15 protein-coding genes and 1 riboswitch are annotated in these 15,759 nt (G+C 58.1%); of the genes, 8 read left to right on the forward strand and 7 right to left on the reverse strand.

Annotated features, from left to right (window positions below):
• The first annotated feature begins 2 nt into the window (after window positions 1–2).
• Together ALMA_RS04345 and ALMA_RS08195 are read left to right on the forward strand one after the other, a co-directional pair.
• The gene (locus ALMA_RS04345; RefSeq protein WP_094726511.1) at window positions 3–1,124 is read left to right on the forward strand and encodes an IS1096 element passenger TnpR family protein; all 1,122 of its coding nucleotides are present in this window, start codon (window positions 3–5) and stop codon (window positions 1,122–1,124) included.
• A gap of 31 nt (window positions 1,125–1,155) precedes the next feature.
• Window positions 1,156–1,959: an IS1096 element passenger TnpR family protein gene (locus tag ALMA_RS08195; protein WP_211278334.1), complete on the forward strand. Its 804-nt coding sequence runs from the start codon at window positions 1,156–1,158 to the stop codon at window positions 1,957–1,959.
• A 93-nt stretch (window positions 1,960–2,052) separates the two neighbouring features.
• Here the strand turns inward: ALMA_RS08195 and ALMA_RS04355 are convergent, their stop codons facing one another.
• The 5 genes from ALMA_RS04355 to thiM form a co-directional block, all read right to left on the reverse strand.
• The gene (locus ALMA_RS04355) at window positions 2,053–2,781 is read right to left on the reverse strand and encodes a thiaminase II/PqqC family protein (protein WP_094726512.1); all 729 of its coding nucleotides are present in this window, start codon (window positions 2,779–2,781) and stop codon (window positions 2,053–2,055) included.
• A 25-nt stretch (window positions 2,782–2,806) separates the two neighbouring features.
• Window positions 2,807–3,613, reverse strand: coding sequence for a bifunctional hydroxymethylpyrimidine kinase/phosphomethylpyrimidine kinase (thiD, locus tag ALMA_RS04360; RefSeq protein WP_094726513.1), 807 nt, complete (start codon window positions 3,611–3,613; stop codon window positions 2,807–2,809).
• Window positions 3,585–4,238: an HAD family hydrolase gene (locus ALMA_RS04365; RefSeq protein WP_094726514.1), complete on the reverse strand. Its 654-nt coding sequence runs from the start codon at window positions 4,236–4,238 to the stop codon at window positions 3,585–3,587. Before ALMA_RS04365 ends, thiD begins: the two co-directional genes overlap by 29 nt.
• Window positions 4,235–4,861 (reverse strand): thiamine phosphate synthase, encoded by a 627-nt coding sequence (gene thiE / locus ALMA_RS04370; RefSeq protein ID WP_094726515.1) that lies wholly within the window; start codon window positions 4,859–4,861, stop codon window positions 4,235–4,237. The genes ALMA_RS04365 and thiE overlap by 4 nt, the downstream gene beginning before the upstream one ends.
• Entirely contained in the window at window positions 4,848–5,669 is an 822-nt protein-coding gene (gene thiM / locus ALMA_RS04375) for a hydroxyethylthiazole kinase (RefSeq protein ID WP_094726516.1), read from the reverse strand. Before thiM ends, thiE begins: the two co-directional genes overlap by 14 nt.
• Window positions 5,666–5,767, reverse strand: a riboswitch (TPP riboswitch). It overlaps the preceding gene by 4 nt.
• A gap of 152 nt (window positions 5,768–5,919) precedes the next feature.
• Between thiM and ALMA_RS04380 the strand changes: the two genes are divergently transcribed.
• The 4 genes from ALMA_RS04380 (at window position 5,920) to ALMA_RS04395 (ending at window position 9,064) form a co-directional block, all read left to right on the forward strand.
• Window positions 5,920–6,612, forward strand: coding sequence for a DUF421 domain-containing protein (locus ALMA_RS04380; RefSeq protein ID WP_094726650.1), 693 nt, complete (start codon window positions 5,920–5,922; stop codon window positions 6,610–6,612).
• A gap of 69 nt (window positions 6,613–6,681) precedes the next feature.
• Window positions 6,682–7,011 (forward strand): putative quinol monooxygenase, encoded by a 330-nt coding sequence (locus ALMA_RS04385; protein ID WP_094726517.1) that lies wholly within the window; start codon window positions 6,682–6,684, stop codon window positions 7,009–7,011.
• A gap of 345 nt (window positions 7,012–7,356) precedes the next feature.
• Entirely contained in the window at window positions 7,357–8,115 is a 759-nt protein-coding gene (locus ALMA_RS04390) for a YdcF family protein (protein ID WP_211278335.1), read from the forward strand.
• 88 nt (window positions 8,116–8,203) lie between these two features.
• Entirely contained in the window at window positions 8,204–9,064 is an 861-nt protein-coding gene (locus ALMA_RS04395; protein WP_094726518.1) for a hypothetical protein, read from the forward strand.
• On the opposite strand, the gene ALMA_RS04400 is transcribed toward ALMA_RS04395, so the two are convergent.
• Window positions 9,001–9,537, reverse strand: coding sequence for a 5-formyltetrahydrofolate cyclo-ligase (locus ALMA_RS04400; protein WP_094726519.1), 537 nt, complete (start codon window positions 9,535–9,537; stop codon window positions 9,001–9,003). The two genes, ALMA_RS04395 and ALMA_RS04400, sit on opposite strands and share 64 nt — an antisense overlap.
• A gap of 81 nt (window positions 9,538–9,618) precedes the next feature.
• On the opposite strand from ALMA_RS04400, the gene recQ reads away from it, so the two are divergent.
• Both recQ and ALMA_RS04410 read left to right on the forward strand, forming a co-directional pair.
• Complete coding sequence (gene recQ / locus ALMA_RS04405; RefSeq protein WP_158520656.1) at window positions 9,619–11,490, forward strand: DNA helicase RecQ; 1,872 nt, start codon at window positions 9,619–9,621, stop codon at window positions 11,488–11,490.
• Window positions 11,477–12,859 carry an Nramp family divalent metal transporter gene (locus ALMA_RS04410; protein WP_244568860.1) on the forward strand — a complete coding sequence of 461 codons (1,383 nt, stop codon included), beginning with the start codon at window positions 11,477–11,479 and terminating at the stop codon, window positions 12,857–12,859. Before recQ ends, ALMA_RS04410 begins: the two co-directional genes overlap by 14 nt.
• Window positions 12,860–13,027: 168 nt before the next feature.
• On the opposite strand, the gene ALMA_RS04415 is transcribed toward ALMA_RS04410, so the two are convergent.
• Window positions 13,028–15,388 (reverse strand): glycoside hydrolase family 3 N-terminal domain-containing protein, encoded by a 2,361-nt coding sequence (locus ALMA_RS04415; RefSeq protein ID WP_094726521.1) that lies wholly within the window; start codon window positions 15,386–15,388, stop codon window positions 13,028–13,030.
• Window positions 15,389–15,759: the final 371 nt, after the last annotated feature.

Here is a 15,759-nt window from a genome sequence, read left to right on the forward strand (position 1 = left end):
GTATGACGCACATGTCACTCGAGCAGATGGATGCTATCGCAGATGCTGTCGATCGTATCACTCCTGAAGAGATGATGCACGGCGTGGAGAGTGCTATCAGTATGGCGGATATGCCCGATATGCTGCAAGGGCCACTAGCTGGGCAGGATATGAGTATCCTCCGCGATGATGAATACTCCATGAAAAAGGACGAATATATACGGTATCTGCATGCACATACACGTGTCGATACGCAGAATGCTGAGGATCTCTATCGTCTCATGGCTCTCAAGCTCGTTCAGATGGGAGTGCTGAGGCAGGAGTTTAACGTTCTTCTCGACATTCTGAACGATGTATTTGCTGCGGAAGATGCTGAGTACGAGCAGGCACTATCCGAAAGCCCGCTTCTTCAGGCAGTCCCAAGCAAGCAAGCGCGTATCCTCTATGAGTTCGGTCTCATCGCGAAAGATGACTTCGAGAAGGCCACGGAGCAGGACGTTCTCGCACTCGATGGAGTGGGAAAGACCACTGTGGAGAAGCTGAAGAAAGCCGGAGTACACTTCTCGGATACATCGCGTCTCGAGCATAATACGTGGGATATTAAAGTGACCTACGAGGAGGATGAGATTCGCGAGTTTATGCGTGTGCATCAGAAATCTCCTGCTCCAGCCTCTACGAGTGCTGTACGCGTGCTGCGCGTCCCGAAGTCCTTGACTCTCGAGGAACTGGCGAGTGAGATTCTCTTTGCTTTTAACTTTGTGGACGACCAACCACATGCTTTCTTCATGGATACTGAGGATCCGGAAAAGGGGCCGGTGTATTACTCGAAGGATGCCGAGCGCGAGGAGGACTTTGCTCAGCAGGGCAAGAGTGCGAGGAAGAAGTCAGGAAAAAAGTCGCGAAAACAGAAGAAAGCTAATCCGACCTCTGCGGACATTACCCTGGAGACCTTGAGAGTGAAGCAGAAGTTTACTCTGCTGTTCGACTTCGAGGATGAGTGGATATTTGATGTAGTGGTACGGCGCAGTCAGTACTCGGGAAGGAAACCAGACGTAGAGCTGATATCCTCTTTGGGGGATGCGCCGGTGCAGTATCCGGAGTACGATGACACTCTCCTCGACGAGCTGTTCGACGAGAATGAGTAATCAGGAATAAGTAAAAGAGGACAGTACGAATATGACCCGCATGACTATAGAGGAATTAGCTGAACATATGCTCACTGGTAAAGAGATTCCGTTTGACGAGATGACTCCCGAAGAAATGCGAGAATTGCACGCTGAACTGAAGAAAGCAAACGCGAAAAGGAAGGAAGAAATGGATCTTCAGGCTGCTCAGAAAGCAGAAGACGAGCGTCTCTTCGAGCAAACTCTCGCCACCTACCCAGCGTTCGCAGCGCTCGTGAAACCTCAAGCGAGACTGCTCTATGATTACGGCTTCCGCACTCTCGAAGATCTTCAGAAGGCCACGCGTACGGATCTTCTGAATCTCCAGGGCATCGGGCAGGGGACTATCACGCGTCTGAAGAATGCGGGCGTAGAGTTCGCGAAGAGATCCCAGCTTCCGAAGAATAGCTGGGAGATTTACGTGATGTGGAAGGGGCAGGGGCGGACGGTCACGCGTTTCATCAGCGTGCCGAAATCTGCGAGTCTCGCGCAGCTCGCCGATATTATTCTGTGGGGATACGACTTTGAGAATGACCATGCGCACGCTTTCTTTATGGACGGTCAGCCATGGAGCAAGAATGCTTACTTTACTCAGGCGATGCACGGGGAAGGGCTGAAGGGTCTCGGCCCTGCTACTCAGGAGGTGAGTCTCGAAGGTCTCCAGCTGAACGATACGTTCCTCATGCTCTTCGACTTCGGAGCGGAGTGGCGCTTTACTTGCAAGGTAAGCGGGGAGCGTTTTAGCGGGGATCCAGCGAAAGTGCAGATGATTATGTGGACGGGGCAGTCGCCTCAGCAGTATCCGGACGAGTACTGATCGCGGAGACGCAGAAAAGTAATTTTTAGCGGGGACGAGCACATCATCGTGCGTGTCCCCGCTAAATCCTTCTTTTCGCGAGATCCCGCGGACTTACTCCCCGCGGCTGGCCATCTGCCAGAAGTACAGCTCATGGAGCGACCCCTGACGGTAAATCTCCCGCAGTCGCGCGAGCCGCTCCTCAGGAAGCCCAGCGCACACGCGGTCGGTAAGCTCGCTCCACACGCGGCAGATGTCCCCATACTTCTGTGACGTATAGTCCGCCACGAGCGGCCCATAGTACGAGTCCAGCACAGCAGGATAGCGTTCGAGAACCTTCTGGAAGACGGCATAGTAGCCGGCCGCGCATGGCATGACCGCGGCGAGAATTTCCGGCACTCCGGTCGTGGAGGCGTCCGTCGCGTCAGCCCCCGAGGCGTCCGCGCTCGCAGCATCCGACGAAGCATCCGACGCAGCTTCCGACGCCACCTCCAGCAAAAACTCAGTATACGCTGCGCATTCCGGCAGCTTCGCGCGCTTCTCTACATCCGCATCCGTCAGGCCGAAGTCAGCGAGATAATCCAGTCGAGTGGTATTCTCCACGTCGTTAATCGCACCGATTCCCGCCCCGAAGATCTGCATATCCGCGAGCGTCTCGCTGGCTATGAGCCCGTACGCGTACGCGCGCGCATAATCGCGCAGATAGAGGCTGTCCTGGATGATGTAGCTGCAGAAGCGCTCCTTGTCGAGCCGGCCTTCGCCCATGTCCGTGAGGAAACTCACGCGCGAGCTGTCCTCCCATATGTCCGCCGTCAGCGCGTGGACGTCTGTCATAAATGTCATGTGTAGTCCTTTGTGTCGTGTGCGTTTATGCTTCTTTCGCGTACTCGCCCGTGAGCGCGAATGCGTGATTCATCGGCCCGCTACCGTGCCCGAGGTCGAGCATGGCGGACAGGGCTCCGGAGATGTATGCTTTGGCGCGACGGATGGCCTCGGTCAGACTGTAGCCTTTCGCGAGATTCGCGGCGATGGCGCTCGAGAGCGTGCAGCCCGTTCCGTGCGTGTTCGGGTTTGCGATGCGCTCGCCCTCGAACCACGTGACGGTTCCGTCTGGGCTGACGAGGACGTCATTCGCATCGTTCACGCTATGTCCGCCTTTGCACAGGACCGCGCAGCCGAGCCTTTCGGCGATGTTCCGCGCGGCGTCCACCATCTCCTCGCTCGTGCGAATGCTGCGCCCCGCGAGGACTTCCGCTTCCGGTATATTCGGCGTGATGACGCTGGCCAGCGGCAGCAGCTGGCTCGTCAGCGCGTGAATGGCGCCGTCCGCGAGTAGCTTCGCACCGCTCGTGGCGACCATGACGGGATCGACCACGACGTTTTGCGCTTCATATTCTGCCAATTTTCCCGCTATCACTCCTATGAGCTCCTCGGAGGAGACCATGCCTATCTTCACAGCATCGGGACGGATATCTGTAAAGACGCTGTCTATCTGGGCTGCGAGGAACTCAGGTGTCACATCCATAATGTCTGTGACACCGAGTGTGTTCTGCGCTGTCAGAGCAGTGAGTGCACTCATGGCATAGACACCATTCATAGTCATCGCTTTGATGTCTGCCTGAATGCCAGCGCCTCCGCTGGAATCACTACCCGCTATGGTTAATGCAGTCTTCATATCTATTCTCTTCTACGTAATATGTGCTGATATCTTTCAGCGCAGCCTGATTCGGCTCGGATGTATCTGGTACGCCGACCACGGTGAAGCCATCTCGCGTAGCGGTCTGGGCGGCGTGGAGAGCATCCTCGAAGACGAGGGTCTCGTTTCTTTTGGCGTTCAGACGGCGGAGAGCTTCGCGGTAGATGTCTGGCTCGCGCTTATTCGTCCCCACATCGGCGCTCGTGACGATAGTGGCGAAGTAGTGGGCGAGACCGCAGCGCTCGAGAGCGAGCTCGATGAACTTCCGATCCGTGGCTGTGGCTATGCCCATGCGCACACCCTGGAGGGCGAGGCTCTCGAGAAACTCAGGGATGCCTGGCTTCGGGAGAACCTCACAGCGATACGCGTGGTCGATGCGCTCGTGGATGTCTGCGAGAATCTCGTCCACGCTTTTCGTCACTCCATACTCACTGCGGAAGTACCGTGCGGCATCCTCGAGACTCATGGTCACCACTGCATCCTCAAGGTCTGCGTGTGGCGTGATGCCGAGGGAGAGCAGATAGCTGCTACTCAGGTTCTCCCAGATGGGCATCGAGTCGAAGAGGGTGCCGTCGAAGTCGAAAATGGCTGCGCGGATGGTCACGAGAGTTTTTCTCTGAGCTCGCGTGTGGCTACGGGAATGTCCGGAGCTGCGAAGATGGCGCTGATGACAGCTATGCCTGCTATCCCAGAGCCTTTCAGCTGCTCGACGTTCTCCGAGCTAATCCCGCCGATGGCCACCACAGGGATATCCACCGCAGCGCAAATCTCCGTGAGAGTCTCGTGCGTCACCTCCGTGGCATCTGCCTTCGAGCCGGTAGGGAAGACTGCTCCCACGCCGATGTAGTCTGCACCGCACTCCTGAGCCAGCAGTGCTTGCTGGACAGTCTGGACTGATACGCCCAGAATCTTCTCTGGCCCGAGAATCTCGCGCACGTGTCCCGCTTCCATATCACTCTGACCCACGTGCACGCCATCAGCGCCCACCTTATGCGCGAGCGCGACGTTATCATCGATGAGGAAGGGCACGTCATAGCGAGCGCACAGATCTTTCAGGATGCGCGCTTCCTTCTCGAAGCTCTCCTCATCGAGGTCTTTTTCTCTCAGCTGCACGCAGGTGACTCCCGCCTCGAGAGCCTGCTGGACATGGTCTTCGAGACGCGCGCCGTTCAGCCAGTGCCGGTCAGTGACTGCGTAGAGCAGCAGATCTTCCTTAGAGAATCTCATACTTCGCCCATTCGTCCAGCTGTTCACCAGTCATGTGATACATGGCATCGATGATGCGGTTTCGGTAGGTGGCATTCCCATCACCCGGCTGCATGAAGGTCCAGCCTATCTCACCAGCTACTCCCATAGCGCACACGGCCGCTGCAGTGGCCTCTAAGATAGAGGAAGAATTGGCAGAAATGAAGGATGCCAGCAGGCCGGACAGCTGACAGCCCGTACCGGTGATGCGGCTCATCTCGGCGCGGCCGTTTCGGATGACGTAACACGTATCCGCGTCGGCTACGAGGTCGATGGCGCCCGTAATGGCCACCACGCAGCTGTGCGCGGCCGCAAAACTCTTCGCGAACGTGACCATGGACTCGAGGTTCTGATCGGTCACAGCATCCGCGGCATCTGCATCCACGCCCTTCGTCGTTCCGCCGGTCCCAGCGAGCGACTTAATCTCCGAAACGTTCCCGCGGATGACGTCGAACGGAATTTCGCTGAGCAGACGCGCGCACACCTCATCGCGGTACCGGCTCGCACCCGCGCCCACCGGGTCAAGCAGGGTAGGGTGGCCGAGCTCAGCCGAACGGCGGCCCGCGATGGACATGGCCTCGACGGTGATGGAATTCAGCGTACCGATGTTTATATTCAGACCGCTGCAGATGGACGTGATGTCATAAACGTCCTCAGGGCCGTCCGACATGATAGGACTCGCGCCGCACGCGAGAACCATGTTCGCCACGTCATTCACCGTGACATTATTCGTGATGTTATGAACTAACGCTGACCTCTGACGTAGAGTATCAAGATATACGCCCAGCATATACTACTTCCTTTCCTTACGCTGGCATTACCCAGATCAAGTACGGTCGGAGCTCCGTGCTCCCTCTCAGCCACGCTGTGGCTCCCGAGTAGTTTTGAGTCTAGCGGAGGGTGTGGTCGTCTGGGTGGTGGGGTCGTGTCGTGGGATCTGGGCCGGTCGGAGGCGGTGAAGAAAGCCGGCGCTGACGGCGCGTGACGGTATACTAGTGAGGAACTTCCGTAGAGGGCACATGACTGAGGGGAGTACGCGCATGACCGGAATGACACTCGTGGCCGTGAAGCTTCTGGTAGGCTTCATAGGACTCATCATCGTGATAAACGTCACGGGTAAGGGGAATCTCGCGCCGAAATCCGCGAGTGACCAGATACAGAACTACGTACTCGGTGGCATCATCGGTGGCGTCATCTATAACGATGACATTCATGTGGAAGCCTTCATTATCATCCTGGCCATCTGGCTGGCACTCGTGCTAGGCTTGCGCGTGCTCAAGCGACGCTCAGTAATCGTGAAGCACCTCGTGGACGGTCGAGCGCTGACCGTGATTCGCGACGGGAAGATAGACATACGCAACTGCCGCCGCGCGGGACTGTCTGCGAATGAGCTGTCGTTTAGACTACGCGCCGAGAAGATTTACTCGGTCCTCGACGTGCGTCGCGTTATCGTGGAGCAGAATGGCGAATTCATCATCGTGCGGCGTGGTGAGCAGACCCCACGCTTCCCAGTCATTACGGACGGGCAGATCCACCACGATATCCTCGACATCATAGGGCGTGACGAGCAGTGGCTGCGTGCGGAACTCAAAACGCAGGGCTTTAAGCGCCCACGCCAGGTCTTCCTCGCGGAATACGAAAGCGGAGAACTCTTCTGCGTGGGCTATTCTACGCAGGAGGACGCGCAGGAGAACGCCCTTCGCGCGTTTATGCGGCGCGGGCGGCGGGGGTAGGGGGATACGCCTTTCTGTAGTATAGAAGGTATATATCTTTTCGTCGCTCACCCCAGAAAGGCCCGCCCCATGTCCCTCACCGTAAACCTCCAGTACACCGGCTCGAACGGCAGCGCCCGCAAGTTCGTCGAGGAGATGGAATCCTCCGGCATCGCCGCAGCTATTCGTGCCGAAGAGGGGAATGAACGCTATGATTACTACCAGTCTCTCGCCGACCCAGAAACCGTCCTGCTCATCGACCAGTGGCGCGACCAGGAGTCTCTAGACGCTCACCACGCCTCACCTATGATGGCTCAGCTGGCTGAGCTTCGCGAGAAGTATGACCTGCACATGCATGTGGACCGTTTTACGCCTCTGGACATGCCTGAAGATCACGACGCTCAGTTCCTGCGCCGTTAGATTAGCTATAGATCACGCTAGCCCACACTAGACCACGCTCGACCTCCACCACACTAGACCTCCACCGCGCCACTAGTAAGGACCTCCATGTTTTCCGCCGTCTCCCTCTACACCATCACCCTCGTTCTCATCATCACCTGCGCCTTCAGCATGTGGCGAGATAACCGCAGCCTCTTGAATCCACTCCTCTTTATGGTGTAGGTCTTCTTTGGCTACCTGTCCATCGCCTCGCTCGCCTCGGAGAATGGTTTTGAGGCCACGTATACGACGCTGTTCGTCGCGGCCTTCATAGGTGGCCCGCTCCTCGTCTTCCTCAGTGGCTTCTTTCTCATCTATAACGGCATCGTGCTGCTGCGCCGCGAAGGCTTCTCAAAAGCAAACGTGCTGTCCGGTGCGCTCGGCCTCATCATCATCGCCTTCTACGCGCTCGCCTACGTGCGGATGACGAGTCGGGCGAATGCGGTGGCACAGAGTCCGCTGCTGAATTCTCTGTCCATTCTCGCGTTCTCGTCCTACCTCATCTTCGGTTTCGCATTTCTGGCTTTTATGCTCTATTCCATCCTGTATGCGTTCATTCCGAAGCGCAAGCACTATGATTTCATCATCATCCATGGCGCCGGCTTGCTCGGCGGCGAGCGCGTGACTCCGCTTCTGCAGCGCCGTATCGAGAAGGCTGTTCAGGCGTGGCGGCCTGGGATGCGTATTATAGCCAGCGGTGGTCAGGGTGCGGATGAGAAGGTCTCGGAAGCGCGTGCTATAGCGAATTTTCTCTATGAGCACACGGTCATTCCCCACGACGCTATTCTTCTGGAAGAGAGGTCCACGACTACGCGAGAGAATCTCCTGTATTCGAAAGAATTGGGAGAAAAACTCGTGGAAAACCCGCGCTTTCTGTTCGTCACGAACGGATATCACGTCTTTCGTACGAGTGCCTACGCGCGCAGCGTGGGTATGAAGGGAGACGGGCTGGGCTGCACGACGGCACGCTACTATATTCCGTCGGCGTTTATCCGCGAGTTTGTGGCGGTGTGCGTGCGCTGGAAATGGCTCTTTATCGTGTACTATGCCATCATTATCCTCGGGCTTTTGATTTCGTACCTGTAAAAGAGTATAATTATAGTCACGTTATTCGCGTGCTGGCCGCATTCGAGCGGGTGGCGCGCGAATTTTCTTTCATCGAGGAAGGACTGCCATGGGTAACGCAGTAAGTGCCCCGCGCATTCGCCGCCACGTGGCTGCGGCGAAGACTCCCCGCGCGCATATGGGGATTATAGGAAGCTTCATAGGAATTCTGCTGATCGGCGCCATCACCATGTACGTGTGGCCGACGGATGGTTTGGGTTCCGGCATGCTCATCATCTACATGCTCTATCCGGGTGTGGCGCTCATTTACGGCGTGATGACGGGCTTGGAGAACTACTGGGGAGTGTGGAATCTTCTCGAACCGGCTGTGATGGGTGCGCTGATGGCGCTTATTCTCACTGCTGTGCATGAATTATACTGGTACATCGTGTATCGCGAATGGTCCGCCACGGAGTACGGTTTTACGTTCTTCATAGGGCTCATCGCGGGTGCCGTGGGTCTGCTTATAGGCCTGGCCGTGCGCTCGGTGCGCGTGAAAGACCGGACTGCTGCTGTGGTGGGCCCGTGGGTCGGGGTCTCGGTGCTGGGAGTGATTCTGTACTGGACGTCCGGTCAGGATCCGTTCGTATTCGTCGTGCTCTTCTTTAGTACGGCTCTGCCCGCGCTGGGAGCGGTGACGGGATTCCTCGTGGGGCGTATGTGCTTCGCTGAGCGATACCGCTGGTGCGCGGTTCCGGCTGTGGGCGTGCTGTTCCTGCTGAACGTGGGGGTGACGGATTATCTGCGTCTGGCGCTGCACGGTCCGCAGTACTGGCACTGGGCTGGGTACTGGGAGGGTCCGCTCATCTGGGCGTGTGTGACCATGGCGCTGTGTGCTCTCGGCGTTTTTGTAGGTCAATTCTTCGATCAGCGCATCAGTAACCGCATCGCTGGCACATCGAAGTCCTCCGGGGAGAACTCTACGAGCTGAATATCTCGGTATGCCGTGATGAGAGTGGAGCCTGTATACGAGGCGAGGAAGCGGTCGTAGTAGCCCGCGCCATAGCCTATGCGGTAGCCTCCTGTATTTACTGCTACTGCGGGGACGTGGATAAGGTCTATCTCGTTCAGTGGGACGGCCGGAGCATCGAGTGAGGGCTCGAGAAGGCCGAAGGATGTGCGCGTAAGATTCTCAGGATCATACGCGCACATCTGCATGCTTCGGTCCGTTTTTCTCGTGCGGGGGATGAGCACGCGCTTACCATCGGCGAGTGCGCGGCGGATGACCAGACTCGTGTCGAACTCGTGTGGCAGAGCCATGTAGGTGGCGAGAGTGCAGGCGCTCTGGTACTCGTCCGTGGCGGTGAGGTCGGCCAGGAGGAGAGCGTCGAGTCGGGCTTTTGTCGTCCTGTCCTGTTCTGTGAGCGCGGTGAGGACGTGGGTGCGGATGGTGCATTTCTCCATAGTGCTTAGTGTACTCGTACAGACGTCATCCACAGCGCTATGATAGAGGGGCGAAATAGGCGGATGGAGATGGAGAGCAGTATGCAGGCCAAAGAGCAGATACTCAAAGACGTGTATGGGTACACGAGCTTTCGCCAGGGACAGGCAGAGATTATCGACACCATTATCGAGGGCCGCGACGTTCTGGCCATCATGCCCACATCCGCAGGAAAGTCTCTGTGCTACCAGATTCCAGCGCTTATGCTTCCTGGTATCACGCTCGTCATCTCGCCTCTCATCTCCTTGATGAAAGATCAGGTGGATTCGCTGCGCGGAAATGGCATCCAGGCGAGCTTTCTGAACAGCACCCTGGCTGAGGATGAGGTGCGTGCCATTTACCAGAGCCTTCGCGCAGGGGCTACCCGCATTCTCTACGTGGCTCCCGAACGCCTCACGAACGCGGACTTTCTGGACTTTATCGCCAGTTTTCCGGTGAGCTTTATCTCTGTGGATGAGGCGCACTGTATCTCCAGCTGGGGGCATGATTTCCGCCCAGCGTACCGCTCTATCCTCGGCTTCATCGAGGCCCTCAGCGCTCGCATCGGCTACCGTCCGCGCATAGCCGCCTTTACGGGGACAGCCACGAAAGAAGTGCAGAAGGACATCGTCCAGCAGCTGAATATGAGCGCGAACCATGGGGAAGTGGTCTTAAGCTTCGACCGTCCAAATCTCTACTTCGCTGTGGAGGAACCGCGTAGTGGGGCGGAAAAATTGGCCAGAATAAAAGAGCTTCTCGGGCCGAACCCCGAGCCGACCATCATCTACTGCCGCACGCGACGCGCGGTCGAAAGCGTGGCCGCGAAACTGCAGAAAGCCGGATATAATGCAGACTTTTACCACGCGGGACTCGAGCCGGACGAACGCAGCCGCATTCAGGACGCCTTCCAGTACGGGGAGGTGGACGTTATGGTGGCCACGAATGCTTTCGGTATGGGCATCGATAAGCCGGACGTGAGGCAGGTCATCCATTATGGCATCTCGGACAGTCTCGAAGCGTACTATCAGGAGGCGGGGCGCGCGGGGCGAGACGGCCAGAAAAGCCGGTGCACGCTCTTTTACAGTGGCGCGGACGTGGTGGACGCGAAACGGCGCATCTCCATGGAGAACGACCCTCTCGCTGCCAGCAAACTCGATGCCATGCTGCGCTACACGCAGACGGCTGGCTGCCTGCGCCGCTGCATCCTCGAATACTTCGGCGAGGAAACGCGCGAAGACTGCGGTGACTGCTCGAACTGCCTCGACGAGGGCGAGCGCATCGACATCTCGCTCGAAAGCCGGAAAATCCTCGCCTGCGTGTACCGCATTAAGGAACGTTTCGGATACTCTGTCGGCGTGGGAAAGGTGGCAGCCGTGCTGAAAGGAAGCACAGCGGCGGATATTCTCAGCAAGCACTTCGACGAGGTCTCCACCTATGGCATCATGAGTGAGGAGAGTGAGGCGACCATCCGCCAGTACATTCAGGTGCTCGTGGCCTCGGGGTATCTGCAGGTCAGCGGCGAGTATGCTGTCCTGGAGCTGACACCGCGCGGATATGAGCAGTTTAGCGTGCGCGCGCCTATAAAGATACGCAAGCGGCCGGAACGCGGTGCTGCTGCAGCATCGCGCGGGGAGCACAGGGAGCGTCCGGAGCGCTCGATAGGAGCTCGAGCGAAGTCTGGAGCGGAAGAACTGACCTCAGACTATCCAGAAAGCCTCTACGACGCCCTGCGCGCGAAACGTCTCGAAGCGGCACGTGAGGTGGGACGCCCGGCGTTCATGATCTTCTCGGATAAGACGCTCCAGGACATGGCCGCTCGCCAGCCGCTAACTGAAGCGGAATTTAGCGAGGTGTACGGCGTGGGAGCGCAGAAGACGAAGCAGTATGCGGCCGCTTTTACTGCGGTCGTAGCAGAATGGAAGCATGAGAATGAGTAAGAGCATGAGCGAACGTACGGCCGAACGTACAGATGAACGCACGCAGCGCGTCTCCCTGTCCGAGGTAAACCAGAGCATCAGCGTCCCGCAGACGGACAGTTTCTGGCGGAACTTTTTCGCCTTCCTCGGGCCGGGCGCGCTCGTGGCGGTGGGATACATGGATCCGGGGAACTGGATTACGAGCGTGGTGGGCGGCGCCACGTATAAATATGCGCTGCTCAGCGTCATTCTCCTGTCCTCACTTGTGGCCATGCAGCTGCAGCACATGAGCGGCAAACTCGGCATGGTCACGCGCCAGGATCTCGCGCAGCATACCGCTCGCCGTGCGCCGAAGTGGGCGCGCTGGATTCTCTTTATTATCATCGAGCTGGCGCTCATCGCCACGGATTTCGCGGAAGTGCTCGGCTCGGCCATCGCGCTACATCTGCTTTTCGGCATTCCACTGCTCGTGTGCATCATTATTACGGTGCTGGACGTGGTGGTACTCCTCGGCTTGATGCACCTCGGATTCCGTAAGATAGAAGCCATCGTGGCGCTCCTCATCCTGACTATCGTGCTCATCTTCGGCTACCTTGTGCTGCTGGCTCGCCCAGACATGGGCTCTCTGCTGTGGGGCTACGTGCCGAGCGCGGATAAGGTCAGCGGGCTTTCGGCCACGGACGCGCGCACCATGCTCGCGCTGGCTCTCGGCATCATCGGCGCCACGGTCATGCCGCATAACCTGTATCTGCATTCGTCCATCGTGCAGACGCGCCGCGTGGACGTGACTGACGAGAGTTCGCTCGAACGCGGTGTGCGCTTTATGACGTGGGATTCGAACGTACAGCTCAGCATCGCTTTTGTGGTCAATTCTCTCCTCCTCGTGGTCGGCGCGGCCATATTCTATGGCCATTCCAGCGATGTGACTGCTTTTAAAGACATGTATAACGCGCTAGCGGACCCGTCCATCGCGGGCGTCATAGCGAGCAAGCTCCTCGCCACGCTCTTCGCGGTGGCGCTGCTGGCCAGTGGTCAGAACTCCACCATTACGGGCACGCTCACGGGGCAGATAGTACTGGAAGGATTCCTGCACGTCTCAGTACCGCAGTGGATGATTCGCCTCGGCACGCGTGTGATTACTCTCGTGCCAGTGGTCATCATCGCTCTGCTCAGTCACGGGCACGAGCAGACGCTCGATGATATGATCGTGTACTCGCAGGTGTTCCTGTCGCTGGCACTGCCATTCTCCATATTCCCTCTCATTTACTTTACGTCGAAGCGTTCCATTATGGGGAAGTATGCGAATGCGCGGTGGAATACGGCGCTGGGCTATCTCGTGGCTGGCGTGCTCACCGTGCTGAATGTGCAGCTGATTCTGACCGTGTTTTAGGGGCGGGGCGGGGCTGCTCGGCGCGGGGCTGGACTGCTGCTCTCAGCTGCCGGGCGCGCAAAAATGCGACTTTTCTAGAAGTCTGTGGATTTTTTAGCCTGTGTGGCCTCGAAAAATCGATGAACTTCTAGAAAAGTCGCATTTTTTGTTTTCGCGGTGGCGCCCAGCCTAGTCCGTCACAGCGAAGACTGCACGCTTGAGGTCGCGGCGGCGTGACGAATGGCCGAGGAGCACTTCGAATTCTCCGTTCTCCACCACGCGGTTCGCCTCCGCGTCCACGATGCTGCATGCGCTGACTGGAATCTCGAAGGTGACTGTGCGCGTCTCGCCTGCAGCGAGCTCCACGCGCTGGAATGCCTTCAGCTCACGGTTAGTCCAGCTCACCGAAGTGACGAGGTCGCCGATGTAGGCCTGAACCACTTCCACACCCTTGAGCGAACCAGTATTTGTCACGTCGATGCTCACGCGCACGGTGTCGTCATGACCATAGGCAGGAATCATGACTGCCGGTGCATCGGATTCGTCCTGCGCATCTGCAGAGCCCATGGTCCACACGGACGTATCCACATCCTCGACGCTTTCGACCTCGCGCGTCACATTCTCGAAGCGTACGTCTCCGTAGGAGAATGTCGTGTAGGACAGCCCTTCGCCGAAGGCGAAGGCTGGATCCTGGGTGAGGTCGGCGTAACGGTCTCCATGCTGGCCGCGAATCTGGTTATAGTACACAGGCAGCTGGCCGGCGTGGCGTGGGAAGCTGATAGGCAGGCGGCCCGATGGGCTGACCATGCCCATGATGATCTCCGCGATGGCCTGGCCGCCCTTCATGCCTGGGCTTGGCGCCCAGAGCAGTGCAGCTGCGTCATGTAGAACGCTGTCTGGCAGAATCTGTGGTTTGCTGGACATGAGGACCACGACGGTAGGAGTGTCGGTGGCTATGACGGCGTCCAGCAGTGCATTCTGTCCGCCGAGCAGCTCGAGAGTAGCGGTAGAGCAGCCTTCACCGATGAGCTGAATCACATCACCCACCACGACCACAGCCACATCTGCAGCCTGTGCCTTCGCTACAGCCTCACGGATAAGCGCATCGTCCACTGGGGCACTCTGGCCCACATATGGACGTGGCTGGCCATCTGGGTAGAACTCGCCAGCAGGGTCTGGCACGAGGTCCACGATGCGTGCGCCTTCGGCAGTGGTCAGTGTCCAGTCGTGTGGCATGAGACGCTCGAAACCATCCTGCACGGTGGTGATGGTGGAGCGTGGATGTCCGTCTGGCATCCACGAGACCTGGCCGGAATTTCCTGCCCAGTCTCCCAGCTGTGTCTGCGCGTCATCGATGAGCGGTCCGATGAGTGCCACCTTATGCGCTTTATGTGGCAGCGGAAGGGTGCCATCATTTCTCAGGAGGGCGACCGACTCGCGAGTCAAGTCTAAATTGGCAGCAGAATGCGCGGCATTCCCTATGACCTTCTTCGCCGCCGCTGCATCAGGCAGACGCGGATCTTCGAACAAGCCGAGGCGGAACTTCAGCGCGAGAATGCGCGACACTGGCGCGTCGAGCTCGTCCTCAGTGAGCAGACCGCGTTCCACAGCCTCGTACGCAGCATCGTAGAACTCCGGCGAGGTCATAATGAGGTCGTTCCCCGCGCGAACAGCCGCCACAGCAGCGAGCACAGGATTCGGCAGCACGCGCTGCTCCCAGACGAGACGGCTCACATTCGCCCAATCAGTGATAAGCGTGCCGGTGTAGCCCCACTTGTCGCGCAAAACGTCGTTTAGCAGCCACTTATTCAGCGTAATAGGCACGCCTTCGATGGACTCGTAGCCGAGCATAAACGTGCCGATGCCTTCCTTCGCCACGCGCTCGAACGGCGGCAAAAGCCACGAGGTGAGCTTACGGCGAGACAGGTCTGCTTCCGAGGCGTCGCGTCCGCCTTGCGTCTCGGAGTATCCCGCGAAATGCTTCGCCGTGGCGAGGATATTCTTCTTTCCGAGAGTCGCCTCGCCCGTCAGGCTTCCACCCTGATATCCGCGCACCATAGCGGAGGCGAGCTCGCCGATGAGGTACGGGTCTTCGCCGAAAGTCTCGCCCACGCGGCCCCAGCGCGTGTCGCGCGCGGCGTCGAGCACAGGGGAGAAGGTCCACTGGACGCCCGTCGTGACGGCTTCTCGCGCCGTAATCTTCGCCGCGCGTTCTATCTTCGCTGCGTCCCAGCTGACCGCCATGCCGAGCTGCTCAGGAAAAATGGTCGCACCCGGGTAGAAAGAGTAGCCGTGGATGAGGTCGTCGCCCACGAGCAGTGGGATGCGCAGCCGCGTGGCCTGCACGAGTTCGTTCGCGCGCGGGAGGTCGTCCGGTGAGGTGTGGAGGATAGAGCCCGCGGTTTTGTTTAGGACCGTGTCGTCGAGGTTCGTTCGTGCGTCCAGCTGCAGCATTTGGCCAATTTTCTCTCTCAGCGTCATGCGCCCGAGCAGGTCGCGCACGCGTTCCTCTACGGGCAGAGTAGCATCCCAGTATGCTTCATTCGTCATCGAAAGCCTCCTTGCGTGGGTGGGTTTTGAGTCTATGGTAGCGCGGGAGGTAGAACGATGTACCCCTGGTGTGGCGTGGGATGGAGTGTGGGAATCTCACTATGTGACACGCCGAGATGTGCATATTCGCGAGTGTGTGTTAGCGTAGCACTCAAGACTTTACTCCCCGCTGAAGCGGGCTGATACAGAAAGGAGCACAGCATGCAGCATCTGTCCCACGCAGTAGTTCTCACGAGCTGGCGTAGCTGGCGCGCTTGGCGTACCTGGCAGGGATAGAGCGTGTCTGTGCAGCACATAGATACGTATCCATCACAGAACGTATCTATGTGAGACAAAGTCTTTTTTTTCGACCGAATCTCATCTAGATATCT

Origin of the sequence: Alloscardovia macacae, from assembly GCF_002259705.1 — a bacterium.
Taxonomy (GTDB): domain Bacteria; phylum Actinomycetota; class Actinomycetes; order Actinomycetales; family Bifidobacteriaceae; genus Alloscardovia; species Alloscardovia macacae.